The organism is Novosphingobium mississippiense (assembly GCF_044029535.1).
GTDB lineage: Bacteria > Pseudomonadota > Alphaproteobacteria > Sphingomonadales > Sphingomonadaceae > Novosphingobium.
In genome coordinates this window covers 205,846-221,509 of record NZ_CP147001.1, presented here as the reverse complement: position 1 = coordinate 221,509, position 15,664 = coordinate 205,846, and the positions used below count along the sequence as shown (strand labels likewise).

Sequence of the window (15,664 nt, the reverse complement as noted above, 5' to 3'; positions counted from 1 at the left end):
GTGGGCGGTCGGGTGGGGGAGTGGGCCGGTGCCGATCGAAAATGCCCTCCCGGGCATTTTCCAAACAACCCTCAAGAATTAAAGTTGCGCGAAAAGGCGCGCCCATCCCCCTTGAATTGCGGGGCGGGCGCGCCTAATCGCGCTTTCATCATGACCAAACAGCCGCGCACCCTCTACCAGAAGATCTGGGATGCCCACGTCGTCGACACTCGCGATGACGGCACCAGCCTCATTTACATCGACCGGCACCTCGTTCACGAGGTTACCAGCCCGCAGGCCTTTGAAAGCCTTCGCGTTGCCGGCCGCCCGGTGCGCCGCCCCGACCTTACGCTTGCGGTGCCGGACCACAATCTGCCCACCACCGCCCGCAAGGACGCCGCAGGCCATATCCTGCCGATTGCCGACCCCGAAAGCGCCCAGCAGCTGGCCGCGCTGAAGAAGAATGCGCCGGAATTCGGCATCCGCTACATCGATTCGACCGATGCAGAACAGGGCATCGTCCACGTCGTCGGTCCAGAGCAGGGCTTCTCGCTGCCCGGCGCGACGATCGTCTGCGGTGACAGCCACACCGCCTGCCATGGAGGCCTGGGCGCCCTCGCCTTCGGTATCGGCACCAGCGAAGTGGAGCACGTGCTCGCCACGCAGACGCTGCTGCTGAAGCGTTCGAAGACCATGGAAGTGCGCGTCGAGGGAACGCTCGGCTCCGGCGTCACGCCCAAGGACGTGGTGCTCCACGTGATCGGCGTGATCGGCACTGCCGGCGGCACCGGCCACGTGATCGAATTCTGCGGCAACGTCTTCGAGGAAATGACCATCGAGGGCCGCCTGACCGTCTGCAACATGGCCATCGAGGGCGGCGCCCGCGCCGGCCTGATCGCGCCGGACGAAACGACGTTTGCTTACGTGCAGGGCCGTCCCTATGCGCCCACCGGCGACGACTGGGACAAGGCCCTGACTTGGTGGAAGAGCCTGGCGACCGACGAGGGCGCCACGTTCGACAAGTCCGTCAAGATTCGCGCAGAAGACATCCAGCCCACCGTCACCTGGGGCACCAGCCCCGAGGATACCTCGGCCATCGGCGGTGTGGTTCCCGCGCCGGACGACTTCGCCGATGCCTCCAAGCGCGAAGCGGTGAAGGTCAGCCTGGACTACATGGGCCTGACGCCCGGCACCCGGTTGACCGACGTGGAAGTGCAGAACGTCTTCATCGGTTCGTGCACCAACAGCCGGATCGAGGACATTCGCGCCGCCGCCGAAGTGCTGAAAGGCCGCCACAAGGCGGACAACGTGAAATGGGCGATCGTCGTCCCCGGATCGGGCCTGGTGAAGGCCCAGGCCGAGGCCGAGGGGCTGGACAAGATCATCATCGATGCCGGCCTGGAATGGCGCGAACCGGGCTGTTCGGCCTGCCTCGCCATGAACCCGGACAAGGTGCCGGCGGGCGAACGCTGCGCCTCTACCAGCAATCGTAACTTTACCGGCCGCCAGGGGCCGGGTAGCCGTACTCACCTGATGAGCCCTGCCATGGCCGCCGCTGCCGCGGTGACCGGCAAGCTCACCGACGTACGCGAACTGATGGGATAAGCACGACATGACTGACGAAACCAAGGATCTGGCCGGCAAGGCTGCCATCGCTGCCGGTGCCGCCATCGGTTCGGCCGCCATTGCCGCTGCCCTGCTGTTCGTGAAGCGCCGCAAGGCCCGCAACGGCGACAAGCCGCTGCACCCCGAAAAGGCTGCCGAGACCGACTGATGGAAGCGATTTCCCACGTCGCCGGGCGGGCCATTCCGTTCGGCCGCAAGAACGTCGACACTGACGTCGTCATCCCGGCCCACTGGCTGAAGACGATCACCCGCGAAGGCCTTGGCAAGGGCGCGTTCGAAGCGGTGAAGAAAGAACCGGGCAACGTCTTTACCGATCCCGAATATGCCGGCGCGCCGATCCTGATCGCGGGCGACAACTTCGGCTGCGGGTCGAGCCGTGAACACGCGGCCTGGGCGCTGCTCGACATGGGCGTCAACTGCGTGATCGCGCCCAGCTTCTCCGACATCTTCTCGGGCAATGCGTTCAAGAACGGGATCCTCACCGTGGCGCTGCCGCAGGAAGCGATCGACCGCCTGATGGAAGTGGCGCGCGAACAGCCGATCGACGTGGACCTTGAAACCCAGTCGGTGACGACGCCGTTCCAGGACCGCTGGACTTTCGAGATCGATCCCTTCCGCAAGCATTGCCTGCTTGAAGGGCTGGACGAAGTCGGCCTGACGATGGCGCAGGACACCGCGATCGCGGGTTACGAAGCGAAAGCGAAAGCGGATCTGCCGTTCCTGGCGAAGACACCGGCCTCGGCAGCCTGAACGCCCGTTTCCGGAGCGCGCCGAAATCGGCGTGTTTTCAACCATAACGGCCCGCCTTTCGACAGGAAGGCGGGCCGTTATTGCGTGCGGCGCCGGAAAGCCGGCAACAACAGCACGGTGCTTTTGCGACTCATTCTGCGAAACGGGATTGATCGGGTTCAATCCGCGCCCTATCGGCACGTGCTAATCCGTGCTGCACAGTGTATTGGCCCCGTGCGGTCGCACAGTGTATTGACAGAGGGTGCTTGATGACGACTTTCCAGGATCGCGAGCGGGCTGAGGAGGCCAAATTCGTGCATGACGCCGATATCCAGTTCCGCATCCAGGCGCGCCGCAACCGCCTGCTGGGCGAATGGGCGGCCGAGCGCATGGCGCTTTCCCACGCCGAAACCGAGGCCTATGCCAAGGCCGTCGTCCAGGCCGATTTCGAGGAAGCCGGCGACGAAGACGTGATCCGCAAGCTGATCGGCGATCTTACCGCCGCCGGTGTGGACACCAGCGAAGCCGAAGTGCGCGCCGCGCTTGAGGCCAAGCAGGTCGAAGCGCGCCGCGCTTTCCTGGGCTGAGGATCGAAGACGATGGCCATGTCCGCCCCCGAGATCGAGGCTCTCATCCGTGAAGCCCTGCCCGACGCCGTGGTCGAGATTACCGACCTTGCCGGCGACGGCGATCACTACGCCGCGCGCGTGACCAGCGCTGCCTTTGCCGGCAAACCGCGTGTCGCGCAGCACAAGATGGTCTACGAAGCACTGGGCGGCCGCATGGGCGGCGTGCTCCATGCCTTGCAACTCACCACCGCCGTTCCCAACTGAGGTCGGTACGTTTCTGAAGGTTTCTAAAAATGTCCGACGTCAACGCCCGCATCGGCGAGATTGTAAACAATAACGACATCGTCCTTTTCATGAAGGGCACCCCGCTGTTCCCGCAGTGCGGCTTCTCCAGCCGCGCGGTCGCCATTCTGGAGCGCCTTGGCGCCCCTTACGAGAGCGTCGACGTGCTGCAGGACATGGAAATCCGCCAGGGCATCAAGGGCTTCTCGGATTGGCCGACGATCCCGCAGCTCTACGTGAAGGGCGAATTCGTGGGCGGCAGCGACATCATGATGGAGATGTACGAGGCCGGCGAGCTTTCGCAGCTCTTCATCGACGCGGGCCTCGCCACCCAGGGTTGAGCATGCGGGGCTGAACAAGCCCGCAAGCGATCAGCGCAGGAAATCTGGAAACGCCCGGAGGGAAACCTTCGGGCGTTTTCGTATGCGCGCGGCTTGCACGCGATGGAGCTTCGCTTGCAGTGCCGACGGCGTTTCGCGGATTTTTGGGAGGGAGAGGCTCGGGGAGGCGGGGCCGGGAGACATTTCGGCCCCGCCTCGGTCGAGACTACTCGGGGTACGCAAACATATAAGCACAAGGCGTGCCAAACTTGAAATAATGCGGAAATGCGCCATTTTCATCAGATCGTGGTACGGTCGAGTTCGCGCGAGTGTAAAGCCAGCCGACAATGGTTGCCGGACATGGTTGCCGCCCCGGCGACGAATTGCCGGTTTGCCATCGGGGGGAGACAATTCGGCTTGCCACCCCGCCCTGCCCGCGCAAGATCGGGCGATGAACACGACACCGCCCAGCGATCAGCCGATGCCGGCCGACGGCCCCAAGGTCATCCCGGCCGCCACTCTCGTCATCTTCCGCACGGCCACCTCAGGCGGGCCACCCGAACTGCTGATGGTCCAGCGCGCCAAGGAAATGCGCTTTGCCGGCGGCGCGGCGGTCTTCCCCGGCGGTCGCGTGGACGAAGCCGATCGCGAACTGGCGCGCGCGATCCTGCCCGACGAGGCGGAGGAAATCGCCGCCGCCCGCGTGGCCGCCATTCGCGAAACGCTGGAAGAAACCGGCCTGATGGTCGCCACGACGGAACCCGTCTCCGCCGCACAGGCGGCCGAGGCGCGGCAGATGCTGCTGGAACGCGTGGAGCTGGCGCCGGTACTTCGGCACTTCGGCTGGCATCTCGTGCCTGAGCGGCTGGCGCTCTATGCGCACTGGTGCCCGCCGTGGGAGGGCGCGTTCGACACCCGCTTCTTCGTGATCGACCTGGGCACCGGCGCGGTCGATATCGAAGTGGATGCCACCGAGAATACCCGCCTGTTCTGGGCAAGCGCGGCTGACGCTCTGGCCATGGCGGATCGTGGCGAGATTTCGGTGATCTTCCCGACGCGGCGCAACCTTGAACGCCTGGCTCGCTTTGGCAGTCATGCAGAGGCGCTGGCGGATATCGCCCGCCATCCGGTCCGTCGCATCCATCCGCAGATCGAGATCCGCGACGGGGCCGAGTGGCTGACGATCCCGGCCGACCTCGGCTACCCGGTGGACGGGCAACCGAGAGCGACCGCGCAGAGGGGTTAGGCGGGGGCCGCCTCCGCCGCGCTAGGGCGCGCCATGCGCCCTCCCGCTGCGTAGAGCCCCAGCAGCATGGCCACCACGAAGAACGCCGCCATCGCGGTGATGGCGCCGTCATAGCTCTGCGTCACGGTGAAGACCTTGGCCGATCCGATCACGGAAAGAGCGATAAACGGCAGGCCGATCAGCGTGTTGAGGCCGAAACCACGGCTATAGCTGGCCTGCCCGAACGCGTCGGAAAGGCCGCGCCCCAGCGTCGGGATCGCGCCGGCACCGTGCAGGCCGATCAGGCCGATCACCACCGCGGTCACCGCAAAGGGCGGATGCAGCAGCAGCAAGGCCCAGAGCACCGCGCAGTCGAAGCCGATCAGCGCCAGCGAGCGTCCGCCGCCCAGCTTGTCCGCCACCCAGCCGAACAGCACCGAACCGGCAATGCCCACCAGCGACATCATCGACTGCAGCAGTGCCGATTCCGCGCGCGTGAAGCCCCAGGATTGCCCCATCGGCACCAGCAGCGAACCCAGCATGACCGAACTGGCCATGCTGGCGATGGCAGCAAGACACAGCGCCCAGAAACGCGGACGGGCCAACAGCTGGGCGACGCTGAGCGAGCCATCCGCCGTGCGTTTTTCCGCACCGACCGGCGCCTTGCTTTCGCCACCCGGAGGGTGATCGACGGCCATGAGGCTGGCCGGCACCAGCACCAGCGCGATCAGCGCACCGATGATGAGATAGATCGTCGCCGGCGTGAACACGCGCAGTCCGCGCTCGGCCAACCAAGGCGTGATCGCGATCACCACCGGCAAGTGAACGAGGCCGAGAGCCAACCCGCGATTGCGGGCGAACCAGCGGGTGACCAGCGTGGCCGGACCGATCGAGCCCGCCAGGCTCAGCGCCGGCCCCAGCAGCAGGCCATAGGCGACGAGATAAAGCGCGTAGCTCTGCGTCAGCCCCAGCATGGCGAAGCCACCTGCCGCCAGCAGCGCGCCGATCAGCATCAGCAGCCGCAGCGATACCTTTGCGATCAATACGCCCACGAAAGGCGCCAGGATCGACGATCCCACCAGCACTAGCGGGATGCCGGCGGCAGCAGCCTCCGCGCTGACGCCCAGCCGCTGTTCGGCGGGCGCCAACATGATGCTGAAGGCCCCCATGACCGTACCGATCACGAAGTTGTGCGAAAGCCCGGCAATCACGCCCATGCGCTTCGCCAGGGGGTTGTTTGGAGTCACCTCGGCGGGGGAAACCCCGGCGCTGTCGGCAGCCAATGCCATCTCTCTCTCCCGACTCGCCGGCCTTTTGCCGGACTTCTTGCCTTGGAAGCGGAGAGCCTAGGCGCAGATCGGGGTCTGGCGAGCATGTTCGGCCGCCCGGCGTCAAATACCGCCATAGCGAAGCAACAGTGTTGACCAGTTCGGTCTTGGAAGACCTAGTCGAGCACCCATTCGACGGTGGCGAGGCCATGCAAACGGATCAGATGATCGACCACGGGTTGATAAATCGCCCGGTCGAACTCCACGCCGGCAAAATCACCATCAACCCAGCGCACCACGCCGGTTAGCCCTTCCAGTCCCTGCGGACGCACCACCACCCGGGTGCCGACGCGAAAGAGCAGGCCGCGCACGCGCAGACAGCATCCCTGCGCCGAAATGTCCGAGATTTCGCCCTGATCGCGCAAACCGTTCTGCGTGCGGCATTGCGCCGTCAACGACACGGAGCGCCGATACGCCTGCGGGGGAATGTCTGAGCGGGACATGGCCCCAATCCTAGCGCCACAGCAGTTTAACAAGCGTTAATACGTGGAACCAGGTCAGTATTGATCGGCACCGTTACTTTCCGCCGCAACAACAATTTGAATGAAAAGATAAATTTCAAGTTTCGTACACAAGTGAACTATCGCGCCGCTATTGCCCAAGCGGCCGTCGCGCATACCAACCGAACAGGCCGATCACCGCGTAGCAGATCGCCGGCAAGGCAAGCGCCAGCGAAAGACTGCCCGACGAGTCGGCCAACAGGCCCGCCAACGGCGGAATCACGGCACCGCCCACCACCATCGTGCAGAGCACGCCCGATCCATCAGGCGCGCGGTCGCCCAGCCCCTCACAGGCAAGGCTGAAGATGGTGGGATACATGATCGCGTTCGCCAGCCCCACCGCCAGGAAAGCCACGCCGGCCACCGTGCCGGTGCTCCAGACCGTCACCGCCAGCAACAGGATGGCGCAGACGGCCACGCTGGCCAGTGCCTTGCCGGGGCTCACGGTGCGCAGCACCCAGGATCCCACGAAACGGCCCACCAGCGCCCCGCCCCAGTACCAGGGCAGCAACTTGCCGGCGGTCATCTCGTCCAGCCCCAGTACGCGCGGTTGCACCATCCAGCTTACCACCAGCGACGCCATGGCGTTTTCCACGCCCACATAGAGAAAGATGCATAGTGCGCCGAAGGCGAAGCGCGGCCGCAGCAGCAGATTGAAACTGCGGAAGATCGGCCCGCCTTCGCGCTTTTCACCGGCGATGCGATTGCGGTTGAACCAGACCACGGCCACGATCACCGCCAGCGCGGCGGCCACCATCAGATAGCCATGGGCGATCGCCTGCGTCGATGCCGAGCGATAACTTTCCAGCGCCGCGCCGGAAAGCGCGCCCTCATTCACATCGGCAAGCCCGCCCAGCATCAGCATCGCGCCGAAATGCGGAAAGAGCGTGGCCCCCAGCGCATTGAACCCTTGCGCGAAAGTCAGGCGCGAGGACGCCGTGCGCGCCGGCCCCAGCAGCGAGATCAGCGGATTGGCGACGACCTGGATCAGCGTGACCCCGCTGGCCAGCACGAACAGCGCCAGCAGGAACATCGCGAAGGTCGCGCCAGTCGCCGCCGGCACGAACAGCAGGCACCCCGCCAGCATCCCGAACAGCCCCAGCGCCGCCCCGCGCATGTAGCCGATGCGCTTGACCAAGGCCGCGCCGGGCACGCTCAGCACCGCATAGGCCGCGAAGAAGGCGGTGTTGACCAGCATCGCTTCCGCATAGTCGAGCGCGAAGATCGCCTTCAGCTTGGGCATCAGCACGCCGTTCAGCGCCGTGACGCCGCCGAAGATGAAGAACAGCGCGAAGACGAAGACCTGAAGCCCCGGTGCATCGATGTGGCCGGAGGTGGCGACAGCCGGATCGGGACCGGGCTCCGGATCGGTGCTGGTCGGAACCATGTCCTTCGCATCCATAAGCGCCTGCCTCGAACTGGAAGATTCGTCTCAGGACACCTGTGTGATCATTTCCGGACCGGCGGGCAAGTCGGGGCTGTCCGCGCTCTTACGCCATCCTTACCCCATACTTTTCGTCGCCCCCGCACAGGCGGGGCCCCGCTTACTTCTGCACTTTCTCGTATGTCGCAAGAAAAGCGGGATCCCCGCCTTCGCGGGGATGACGGGTTTTGGTGGTGCTAGTGGGGCTGATGCATCTAGCGGGGTTGGTGGGAGGTCCGGCCCTCAGCGAGCTTCGACAAGTTCTGCCTGATCCGACGGGGAGTGCTGCGCCTCCGCCTGCGCCGCCAGCCGGCGGGCCAGCACCGCGCAGACCATCAACTGGATCTGGTGAAAGAACATCAGCGGCAGGATGATCGCCCCCACTTGCGCCGGCGGGAACAGCACCCCCGCCAGCGGCACGCCTGTCGCAAGGCTCTTCTTCGAACCGCAAAACAGGATGACGATGCGGTCCTCGTGGGAAAAGCCCAGCATCCGGCCCAGCACATTGCCCAAGACCATGATCACCGCCAGGATACCCAGCGAGAGCGCTGCGATCAGGCCCAGTTCGGCAATCGTCACCTTGTGCCACAGCCCATCGAGCACGGCCGCGCCGAAGGCGGTGTAGACCACCAGCAGGATCGATCCCCGGTCGGTATAGCCCAGCAGTTTCTTGTGGCGGCTGACGAAGCCGCCGATCCACGGGCGCAGCAAGTGCCCGGCGATGAACGGCAGCAGCAATTGCACGGCAATCGCGATGATCGGGTTGGTCGAGAAGCCCTGCGTCTTGCCGGTAATGAACAGCGCGGTCAGCACCGGAGTGATGAAGATGCCCGCCAGATTGGAGAACGAGGCACTGCACACCGCCGCCGCCACATTGCCCCCGGCAATCGCGGTGAAGGCGATGGAGGACTGCACGGTAGAGGGCAACAAGGTCAGGTAAAGCACGCCCATCGCCAGCGAGGGCTCCAGCCCCGGAATCGCGCTGACGCCAAGCCCCACGATCGGAAACAGCACGAAGGTCAGGCAGGCAACCGTCAGGTGCAGCTTCCACGCCTTCGCGCCATCGATGATCGCCTCACGCGAAAGTTTGGCACCGTGGAGGAAGAACAACAGCGCAATGCCCGCGTCCGCCACCCCGCCGGCAATCCCCGCCCAGACGCCGCGCGCCGGCAGGATCGAGGCAAGGCCCACGGTCGAGATCAGCAGCAGCAGGTAAGGGTCGATGTTCAGGCGGGCGAGAAGGCGGTTCATGGCAGCCCCTCTAGGCGCATCCGCCTCGCGGCAAAAGCCCCTGCTTTCGGGCCTTTGCCATCACCCCCAATGCCATGTATCCTGCCGCTCCCCCCGCCACCCCCCAAGATGGCGGTGTCTTCACGGATCCAAGACCGGGAGAACGACATGCGGCCCAAGGCTCGACTGGATCAACCAACTTTCCTGAGGTCGGGAGACGGCGAGAGCGGCTAGGCGTGCGCCGCCCTGGATCCCTGCCCGCGTGCCTTCTGGCGTGGACGGGAACCGTCCGGCCCGGAAGGTTTCGGACCGTTACTCCATCGTCTTCACCCTTTCCCCCGGAGGGTCATGCCATGCCGACACGTTCGGGCATCACAATCGGACCGCGCACGCTTGCGCTGCTGGGCGCATGTGCGCTTGCGGCTTGCGGCGGTGAAAAGCAGCAGGGCGAAATGCCGCCCGTTCCTGTGGAATCGCTGGTGATCCGTGCCCAGCCGGTGCCCAACATCGTCGAACTGCCCGGGCGCATCGAAGCCGTGCGCTCCGCCGAAGTGCGCGCGCGGACGGATGGGATCGTGCTGCGCCGCCTCTATGACGAAGGCGCTTTCGTGAACGCCGGCGCGCCGCTGTTCCAGATCGATCCGCGCGACTATCAGGCGCAGGTCAAGTCCGCCTCCGCCTCGCTCCAGCGCGCGATCGCGGCGGAGCAGAACGCCCGCTCCATCGTCACCCGCTATGGCCCCCTGATCCAGGAACGCGCGGTTTCCGCGCAGGAATACGATTCCGCCCAGTCAGACTACCGGCAGGCCAGCGCGCAAGTGGCCGAAGCCCGCGCCGCGTTGGACCGCGCCAAGCTGCAACTGAGCTACACCACCGTCGATGCGCCGATCGCCGGCCGCGTCTCCGCCGCCGAAGTGACCGAGGGCGCACTGGTCAGCGGGTCTTCCGGCACGCTGATGACGCGGGTGGACCAGATCAGCCCGGTCTATGCGGTGTTCTCCGCGTCCAACGCCTCTATCCTCGACCTCTTGGCCAAGCGGCGCAGCGGCGAACTCAACCTGCCGGCGCTGGAAAAGGTCGAAGTCAGGCTGGTCCTTGAAAACGGGCAGGAATACGGGCCGGTCGGCCATCTGGACTTCGCCAGCCCGGTGGTCGCGCCCGAAACCGGCAGCCAGACGGTGCGCGCGACTTTCGTGAACAATTCGCAGGGACTGCTGTTCCCCGGCCAATTCGTGCGCGGACGGCTGGAACTGGGCACGCTGGAAGGCGGCATCGTCGTTCCCGCCCGTGCCATCCAGTTCAAGGGCGACGATGCGCAAGTCTCGATCTTGGCCAAGGATGGCACAGTGACCACGCGCACGGTGCGGCTGGGCAGCCTGCTCGGCAAGAACTGGATCGTCACGTCCGGCCTGAAGCCGGGCGAGCGCATCATCGTCGATGGCTGGGCAAAGCTGCGCCCCGGCCAGAAGGCGGCGGATGCCGCGGAGATGAAGAAGCAGGCCGGCCAAAAGCCCCAAACCCAGCCACAAACCCAGCCCCAAACACAGCAGGGGCGCTGAGGCATGGACCGGTTCTTCGTCTACCGGCCGGTCTTCGGCTGGGTCATCGCCGCCTTCATCGCCCTGGGCGGCCTGATCGCCCTGCTCAACCTGCCGATCGAGCAATACCCGTCGGTCGCGCCGCCCGCATTGAACCTGTCCTATACCTATACCGGCGCCGATTCCGAAACGCTCGACAAGAACGTCACTTCGGTGATCGAGCGCGAGATGAACGGCATCGACGGCTTCCTCTACATGAATTCGGCCAGCCGTTCGAACGGCACCGGGCAGATCACGCTCACCTTCAAGTCGGGCACCGACCTCAATGCCGCGCGCGTGGAAGTGCAGGATCGCCTGAACCGCGCCGAATCCCGCCTGCCCGCCGAAGTGCGCGCGCTGGGCATCCAGGTTACCGACAATACCGCCGGCTTCCTGATGGTGCTGGGCGTGTCCTCCGACGACGGATCGCTCAGCCCGCTGGAGATCGGCAACTACACCAACAACAACATCGTCAACGAAATCCGCCGCGTACCGGGCGTGGGGGACGTGCAACTGTTCGGGTCGCAATATGCCATGCGCATCTGGCTCGATCCCGCCAAGCTGACGTCCTATTCGCTGACGCCGGGCGAAGTGCTGAACGCGGTGCAGGAACAGAACAGCCAGGTGGCCGGCGGCGGCATCGGCGAACAGCCGATCACGCAGGATACCGAGTTCACCGCCAAGATCGTCACCCGCGGCCGCTTCTCCACCCCCAGCCAGTTCGAGGAGATCATCGTCAAGTCCAACCAGGACGGGTCCACCGTGCGCCTGGGCGACGTTGCCCGCGTGGAACTGGGCGCGGAAAACTACACCTTCAAGGCGCGCCTCAATGGCGAGGAAATCGCCGGCATGGGTGTGCAACTGGGGTCCGGCGCCAATGCCGTCGCCACCGCCACCGCCGTGCGGGAGCGCATGAAGCAGCTTCAGGCGAACTTCCCGCCGGGCATGCAATGGCATGTCGCCTTCGATTCGACGCCGTTCATCAACGCCTCGATCGATTCGGTGATCCACACCCTGGTGGAAGCCATGGTGCTGGTGTTCCTGGTCATGTACCTGTTCCTACAATCATGGCGGGCGACGATCATTCCCGCCATGGTGGTGCCGATCGCGCTGCTGGGCGCCTGCCTTGGCCTGCTGCTCTTCGGGTTTTCGATCAACACGCTGTCGCTGTTCGCCATGGTGGTGGCCATCGGCATTCTGGTCGACGACGCCATCGTCGTGGTCGAGAACGTCGAACGCATCATGACGGAGGAGCATCTTCCCCCCCGCCTCGCCACGATCAAGGCGATGGGGCAGATCCGCGGCGCGATCATCGGCATCACGCTGGTGCTGATCGCGGTGTTCATCCCGATGGCCTTCTTTCCAGGGTCGACCGGCGGCATCTACCGCCAGTTCTCGGTAACGCTGGCGGTCTCCATCTTCTGTTCGGCGTTGCTGGCGCTGACTTTCACCCCCGCGCTCTGCGCCACGCTGCTGAAGCACCGGACGGAAGAGGAGCACCGCGCCCCGCCGCCGGCCGGCTGGCGCGGCGCCCTGCCCCGCTTCTTCCGCTGGTTCAACGATCACTTCGGCCGCGCGACCGACAGCTATACGCACCGGGTGGACGGCATGATGCGCGCGCCGGTGCGCTGGCTGGCGGTGTTTGCGGTGATGGCGGTGATGACGGTGCTGCTGTTCACCCGCCTGCCCGGCGGCTTCCTGCCTGACGAGGATCAGGGCTACTTCATGATCAACTTCGACGCCCCCGTCGGCGCTACCATGCAGCGCACGCAGGCGGTGGTGGAAGAGACTGAGGCATTCCTGAAGAAGCAGCCGCAAGTGCGCGGCGTGGTCTCGCTGATCGGCTTCAATTTCTACGGCCAGAGCCAGGGTGCGGCGCTGTCCTTCGTCGACCTGAAGCCATGGGAGGATCGCAAGGACAGTGCCGACAAGGTGACCTCGCTGATCGGCAAGACCCAGCAGTTCGTCTCCGGCCTGACCGGGGCGACCGTCTTCGCGCTGAACCCGCCGGCGATTCAGGCGCTGGGCAATGCCACCGGCTTTTCCATGAAGATCGAGGATCGTTCGGGCACGGACCGCGCCGGGCTGGTCGCCGCGCGCGACGCGATCATTGCCGAGGCGGCGCAGAACAAGGTGCTGGCGCAAGTCCGTCCGGACGGACAGGGTGACGCGCCTGAACTTTACGTCGATATCGACCGGGTCAAGGCCCGCGCCATGGGCCTTTCGATCAACGACGTGAACCAGACCCTGGCGATCAGCTTCGGCTCCTACTACGCCAACGATTTCACGCGCGATGGCAATACCCTGCGCGTCTACCTGCAGGCCGACGCCAACGCCCGCATGACGCCGGACGACATCATGGCCCTGCAGGTGCGCGGCAGCGACGGGCAGATGGTGCCGTTCAGCGCCTTTGCCCGCGCCGCGTGGGAATCGGGGCCGATCCAGGTGGAGCGCTACAATGGCTATCCCTCTCTGACGATCTCCGGCACCGCCGCCCCCGGCCAGTCTTCGGGCAAGGCGCTGCAGGTGATGGAGCAAATCGCGGGTCGGCATCTTTCCGGGAATTTCAGCTTCGAGTGGACCGGCACCGCCTATGAGGAAAAGCAGGCCGGCGGGCAGGTCGGCGCGTTGCTGGGGCTCTCGGTGATCGTCGTGTTCCTGCTGCTGGCGGCGCTCTACAACTCCTGGGGTATCCCGGTGTCGGTGCTGATGGTGGTGCCCTTCGGCATCCTGGGCGCGGTGGGATTCACGCTGCTGCGCGGGCTCTCGGCCGACGTCTACTTCAACATCGGCCTGATCACGATCATCGGTCTGGCCGCGAAGAACGCGATCCTGATCGTCGAATTCGCGATCGAGGACGAGGATGCAGGCAGTTCGCCCGATCAGGCCACCGTGGAAGCGGCCCGCCAGCGCCTGCGTCCGATCCTGATGACCAGCCTGGCCTTCATTCTGGGCATGGTGCCGCTGGTGATCGCCAGCGGTGCCGGGGCGGCCAGCCGCCAGGCGGTGGGCACCGGCGTGATGGGCGGCATGATCGCCGCTACCATGCTGGGCGTGTTCTTCACCCCCATATTCTACAACTTCGCCCGCAAGCACCTGAGCAAGCGGCGTGATCCGGCCGGAGAAGACGCCATCTGGCTGGAACAGCGCGAGCGGGAGGGAGGCGATCATGCGTAAGCATTCCCCCCTCCTAACCGCCGCAATCCTGACGTCCACGGCCGTGCTTTCGGGCTGCAATTTCGCGCCGCAGTACCACCAGCCGGTCGCGCCGGTGTCGGACGCTTTTCCCAATGCCCCCTCGCGCGAGGAATTGACCCCGCTCGCCACCGAACTGGGCTGGCGGGAATTCTTTCGCGATCCCCGCCTGCAGGCGCTGATCGCGACATCGCTGGAACGCAACCGCGATCTGGCGCAGTCCTATGCCCGCATCGAACAGGCCCGCGCGCAGTACCGCATCCAGGCCGCCGACCGCCTTCCCGCAATCGACGCCACCGGATCCGCGACGCGGCGGCGCACGCCGATGTCGGTGCTGGGGGCAACCGGACAGGCCACCGGTGCCGACCTGCCCGACGGGATCGACTATTCGGAATACAGCGCCAACGTCGGCGTCACCTCGTTCGAACTCGACCTGTGGGGCCGCGTGCGCAATCTGACCGAAGCGCAGCGCCAGTCCTGGCTCGCATCGGTGGAAGGCGCGCGCGCGTTCCGCATTTCGCTGATCGCGCAAGTGGCCGCGACCTATTTCGACATCCGCAGTGGAGAGGATCGGATCGACCTTGCCCGCCGCAGCATCGAAGTTCGCCGCGAAGGCGCGCGCATCGCCAAGCTGCGGTTGGATGCAGGGGTCACCTCCACGGTCGATTACGATCAGGCGGTACTGTTGCAGACGCAGGCGGAAAGCGAACTGGCGGATATCCAACGCACCACCGAACAAGCGCAGAACCTGCTCGACGTGCTGATCGGCGGCCCGGTCTCCACGGCGTTGCCAACCGGGCTTGCCCTGTCGGACCAGTTGCTGCCGATCGCGCCGGGCCTGCCGTCCGACCTGTTGCTGAACCGGCCGGATGTGCTTCAGGCCGAGCATAACTTGCGCGGGGCCAACGCCAATATTGGCGCGGCGCGCGCGGCGTTCTTCCCCACGATCTCGCTGACGGCGGCGTTCGGTTTCGGCTCCACCGCGCTTTCGGCGCTGTTCACCGGGGCGAACCAAAGCTGGAGCTACGGCGGATCGATCGACCTGCCGATCTTCAACTGGGGCAAGCGCGAGGCCCAGCTGAAGCTGAGCAAGGCGCAGGCCGAAGAACTGACCGCCGCCTACCAGAAGACGGTGCAGACCGCCTTCCGCGAAGTGGCGGACGGCCTTGTCGCCCGCCAGCGCTACGCCGAACAGATCGAGACGCAGCAACGCACGGTGGAGGCGCAGCAACGCCTCGCCCACACGGCGCGGCTGCGGTACGACAACGGCATATCGATCTACCTCGAAGTGCTGGATGCCGAACGCAGCCTGTTCTCCGCCAACCAGACGCTGATCCAGTTGCGCGCCACCGAGCTGCAGAACGCCGTCAGCCTCTACGCCGCGCTGGGCGGCGGGCAGGAGGAAATGGTGCAGAACCGCAGCGAAAATCCGTAACCGATCGAAGGCCGCATCCGAAGCCGCTCGAACCGGCTTCATGCAAAAGTGTAACCTTACACTGCAAAATCATCACCCTGCCCCGCTCGCGCCGCCTCAATCCCCGCGGGGCCGATTTCCGCGACAAAGGCCAGGATATCCGCGCGATTTCTGCCCAAGGGCCAAGCCCGCAAGGCCCTTGCAGCAAAACCTTTTTCGTCCGCTCCGCCACAAAATGGCCGCGAAATCGCCCACTCCATGACGAAC

The 15,664-nt window shown here is 65.4% G+C and carries 14 protein-coding genes; 10 read left to right on the top strand and 4 right to left on the bottom strand.

Features of this window, described 5'->3' with window-relative positions; genetic code table 11:
• Positions 1–150 precede the first annotated feature (150 nt).
• The 7 genes from leuC (at position 151) to WBP06_RS00990 (ending at position 4,751) form a co-directional block, all read left to right on the top strand.
• On the top strand, positions 151–1,584 hold the full coding sequence (gene leuC / locus WBP06_RS01020) for a 3-isopropylmalate dehydratase large subunit (protein ID WP_395330965.1): 1,434 nt from the start codon (positions 151–153) through the stop codon (positions 1,582–1,584).
• Positions 1,585–1,591: 7 nt separating this feature from the next.
• Positions 1,592–1,753 (top strand): hypothetical protein, encoded by a 162-nt coding sequence (locus WBP06_RS01015; protein WP_395330963.1) that lies wholly within the window; start codon positions 1,592–1,594, stop codon positions 1,751–1,753.
• On the top strand, positions 1,753–2,355 hold the full coding sequence (gene leuD / locus WBP06_RS01010) for a 3-isopropylmalate dehydratase small subunit (RefSeq protein ID WP_395330961.1): 603 nt from the start codon (positions 1,753–1,755) through the stop codon (positions 2,353–2,355). Before WBP06_RS01015 ends, leuD begins: the two co-directional genes overlap by 1 nt.
• 248 nt (positions 2,356–2,603) lie before the next feature.
• Positions 2,604–2,921: a DUF1476 domain-containing protein gene (locus WBP06_RS01005; RefSeq protein ID WP_395330959.1), complete on the top strand. Its 318-nt coding sequence runs from the start codon at positions 2,604–2,606 to the stop codon at positions 2,919–2,921.
• A gap of 12 nt (positions 2,922–2,933) precedes the next feature.
• A complete protein-coding gene (locus tag WBP06_RS01000) occupies positions 2,934–3,167 on the top strand; it encodes a BolA/IbaG family iron-sulfur metabolism protein (protein ID WP_395330957.1) in 234 nt (77 codons plus the stop codon).
• Between the two features lie 29 nt (positions 3,168–3,196).
• Positions 3,197–3,526 carry a Grx4 family monothiol glutaredoxin gene (gene grxD, locus WBP06_RS00995; protein WP_395330955.1) on the top strand — a complete coding sequence of 110 codons (330 nt, stop codon included), beginning with the start codon at positions 3,197–3,199 and terminating at the stop codon, positions 3,524–3,526.
• 430 nt (positions 3,527–3,956) lie between these two features.
• The gene (locus WBP06_RS00990) at positions 3,957–4,751 is read left to right on the top strand and encodes an NUDIX domain-containing protein (RefSeq protein ID WP_395330952.1); all 795 of its coding nucleotides are present in this window, start codon (positions 3,957–3,959) and stop codon (positions 4,749–4,751) included.
• Here the strand turns inward: WBP06_RS00990 and WBP06_RS00985 are convergent.
• The 4 genes from WBP06_RS00985 to WBP06_RS00970 all read right to left on the bottom strand — a co-directional run bounded on the left by WBP06_RS00985 (position 4,748) and on the right by WBP06_RS00970 (position 9,232).
• Positions 4,748–6,019 carry an MFS transporter gene (locus tag WBP06_RS00985; RefSeq protein WP_395330950.1) on the bottom strand — a complete coding sequence of 424 codons (1,272 nt, stop codon included), beginning with the start codon at positions 6,017–6,019 and terminating at the stop codon, positions 4,748–4,750. The two genes, WBP06_RS00990 and WBP06_RS00985, sit on opposite strands and share 4 nt — an antisense overlap.
• A gap of 155 nt (positions 6,020–6,174) precedes the next feature.
• Positions 6,175–6,501: a PilZ domain-containing protein gene (locus tag WBP06_RS00980; protein ID WP_395330948.1), complete on the bottom strand. Its 327-nt coding sequence runs from the start codon at positions 6,499–6,501 to the stop codon at positions 6,175–6,177.
• A 148-nt stretch (positions 6,502–6,649) separates the two neighbouring features.
• Entirely contained in the window at positions 6,650–7,945 is a 1,296-nt protein-coding gene (locus WBP06_RS00975; protein WP_395330946.1) for a sugar MFS transporter, read from the bottom strand.
• A gap of 279 nt (positions 7,946–8,224) precedes the next feature.
• Positions 8,225–9,232 carry a bile acid:sodium symporter family protein gene (locus WBP06_RS00970; protein ID WP_395330944.1) on the bottom strand — a complete coding sequence of 336 codons (1,008 nt, stop codon included), beginning with the start codon at positions 9,230–9,232 and terminating at the stop codon, positions 8,225–8,227.
• A 332-nt stretch (positions 9,233–9,564) separates the two neighbouring features.
• On the opposite strand from WBP06_RS00970, the gene WBP06_RS00965 reads away from it, so the two are divergent.
• From WBP06_RS00965 to WBP06_RS00955, 3 genes are read left to right on the top strand one after another with little or no spacing between them, the layout of a single operon-like run.
• Positions 9,565–10,770 (top strand): efflux RND transporter periplasmic adaptor subunit, encoded by a 1,206-nt coding sequence (locus tag WBP06_RS00965; RefSeq protein WP_395330942.1) that lies wholly within the window; start codon positions 9,565–9,567, stop codon positions 10,768–10,770.
• Positions 10,771–10,773: 3 nt separating this feature from the next.
• Positions 10,774–13,965: a multidrug efflux RND transporter permease subunit gene (locus WBP06_RS00960; protein WP_395330940.1), complete on the top strand. Its 3,192-nt coding sequence runs from the start codon at positions 10,774–10,776 to the stop codon at positions 13,963–13,965.
• A complete protein-coding gene (locus tag WBP06_RS00955) occupies positions 13,958–15,418 on the top strand; it encodes an efflux transporter outer membrane subunit (protein WP_395330937.1) in 1,461 nt (486 codons plus the stop codon). Before WBP06_RS00960 ends, WBP06_RS00955 begins: the two co-directional genes overlap by 8 nt.
• The last annotated feature ends 246 nt before the right edge of the window (positions 15,419–15,664 follow it).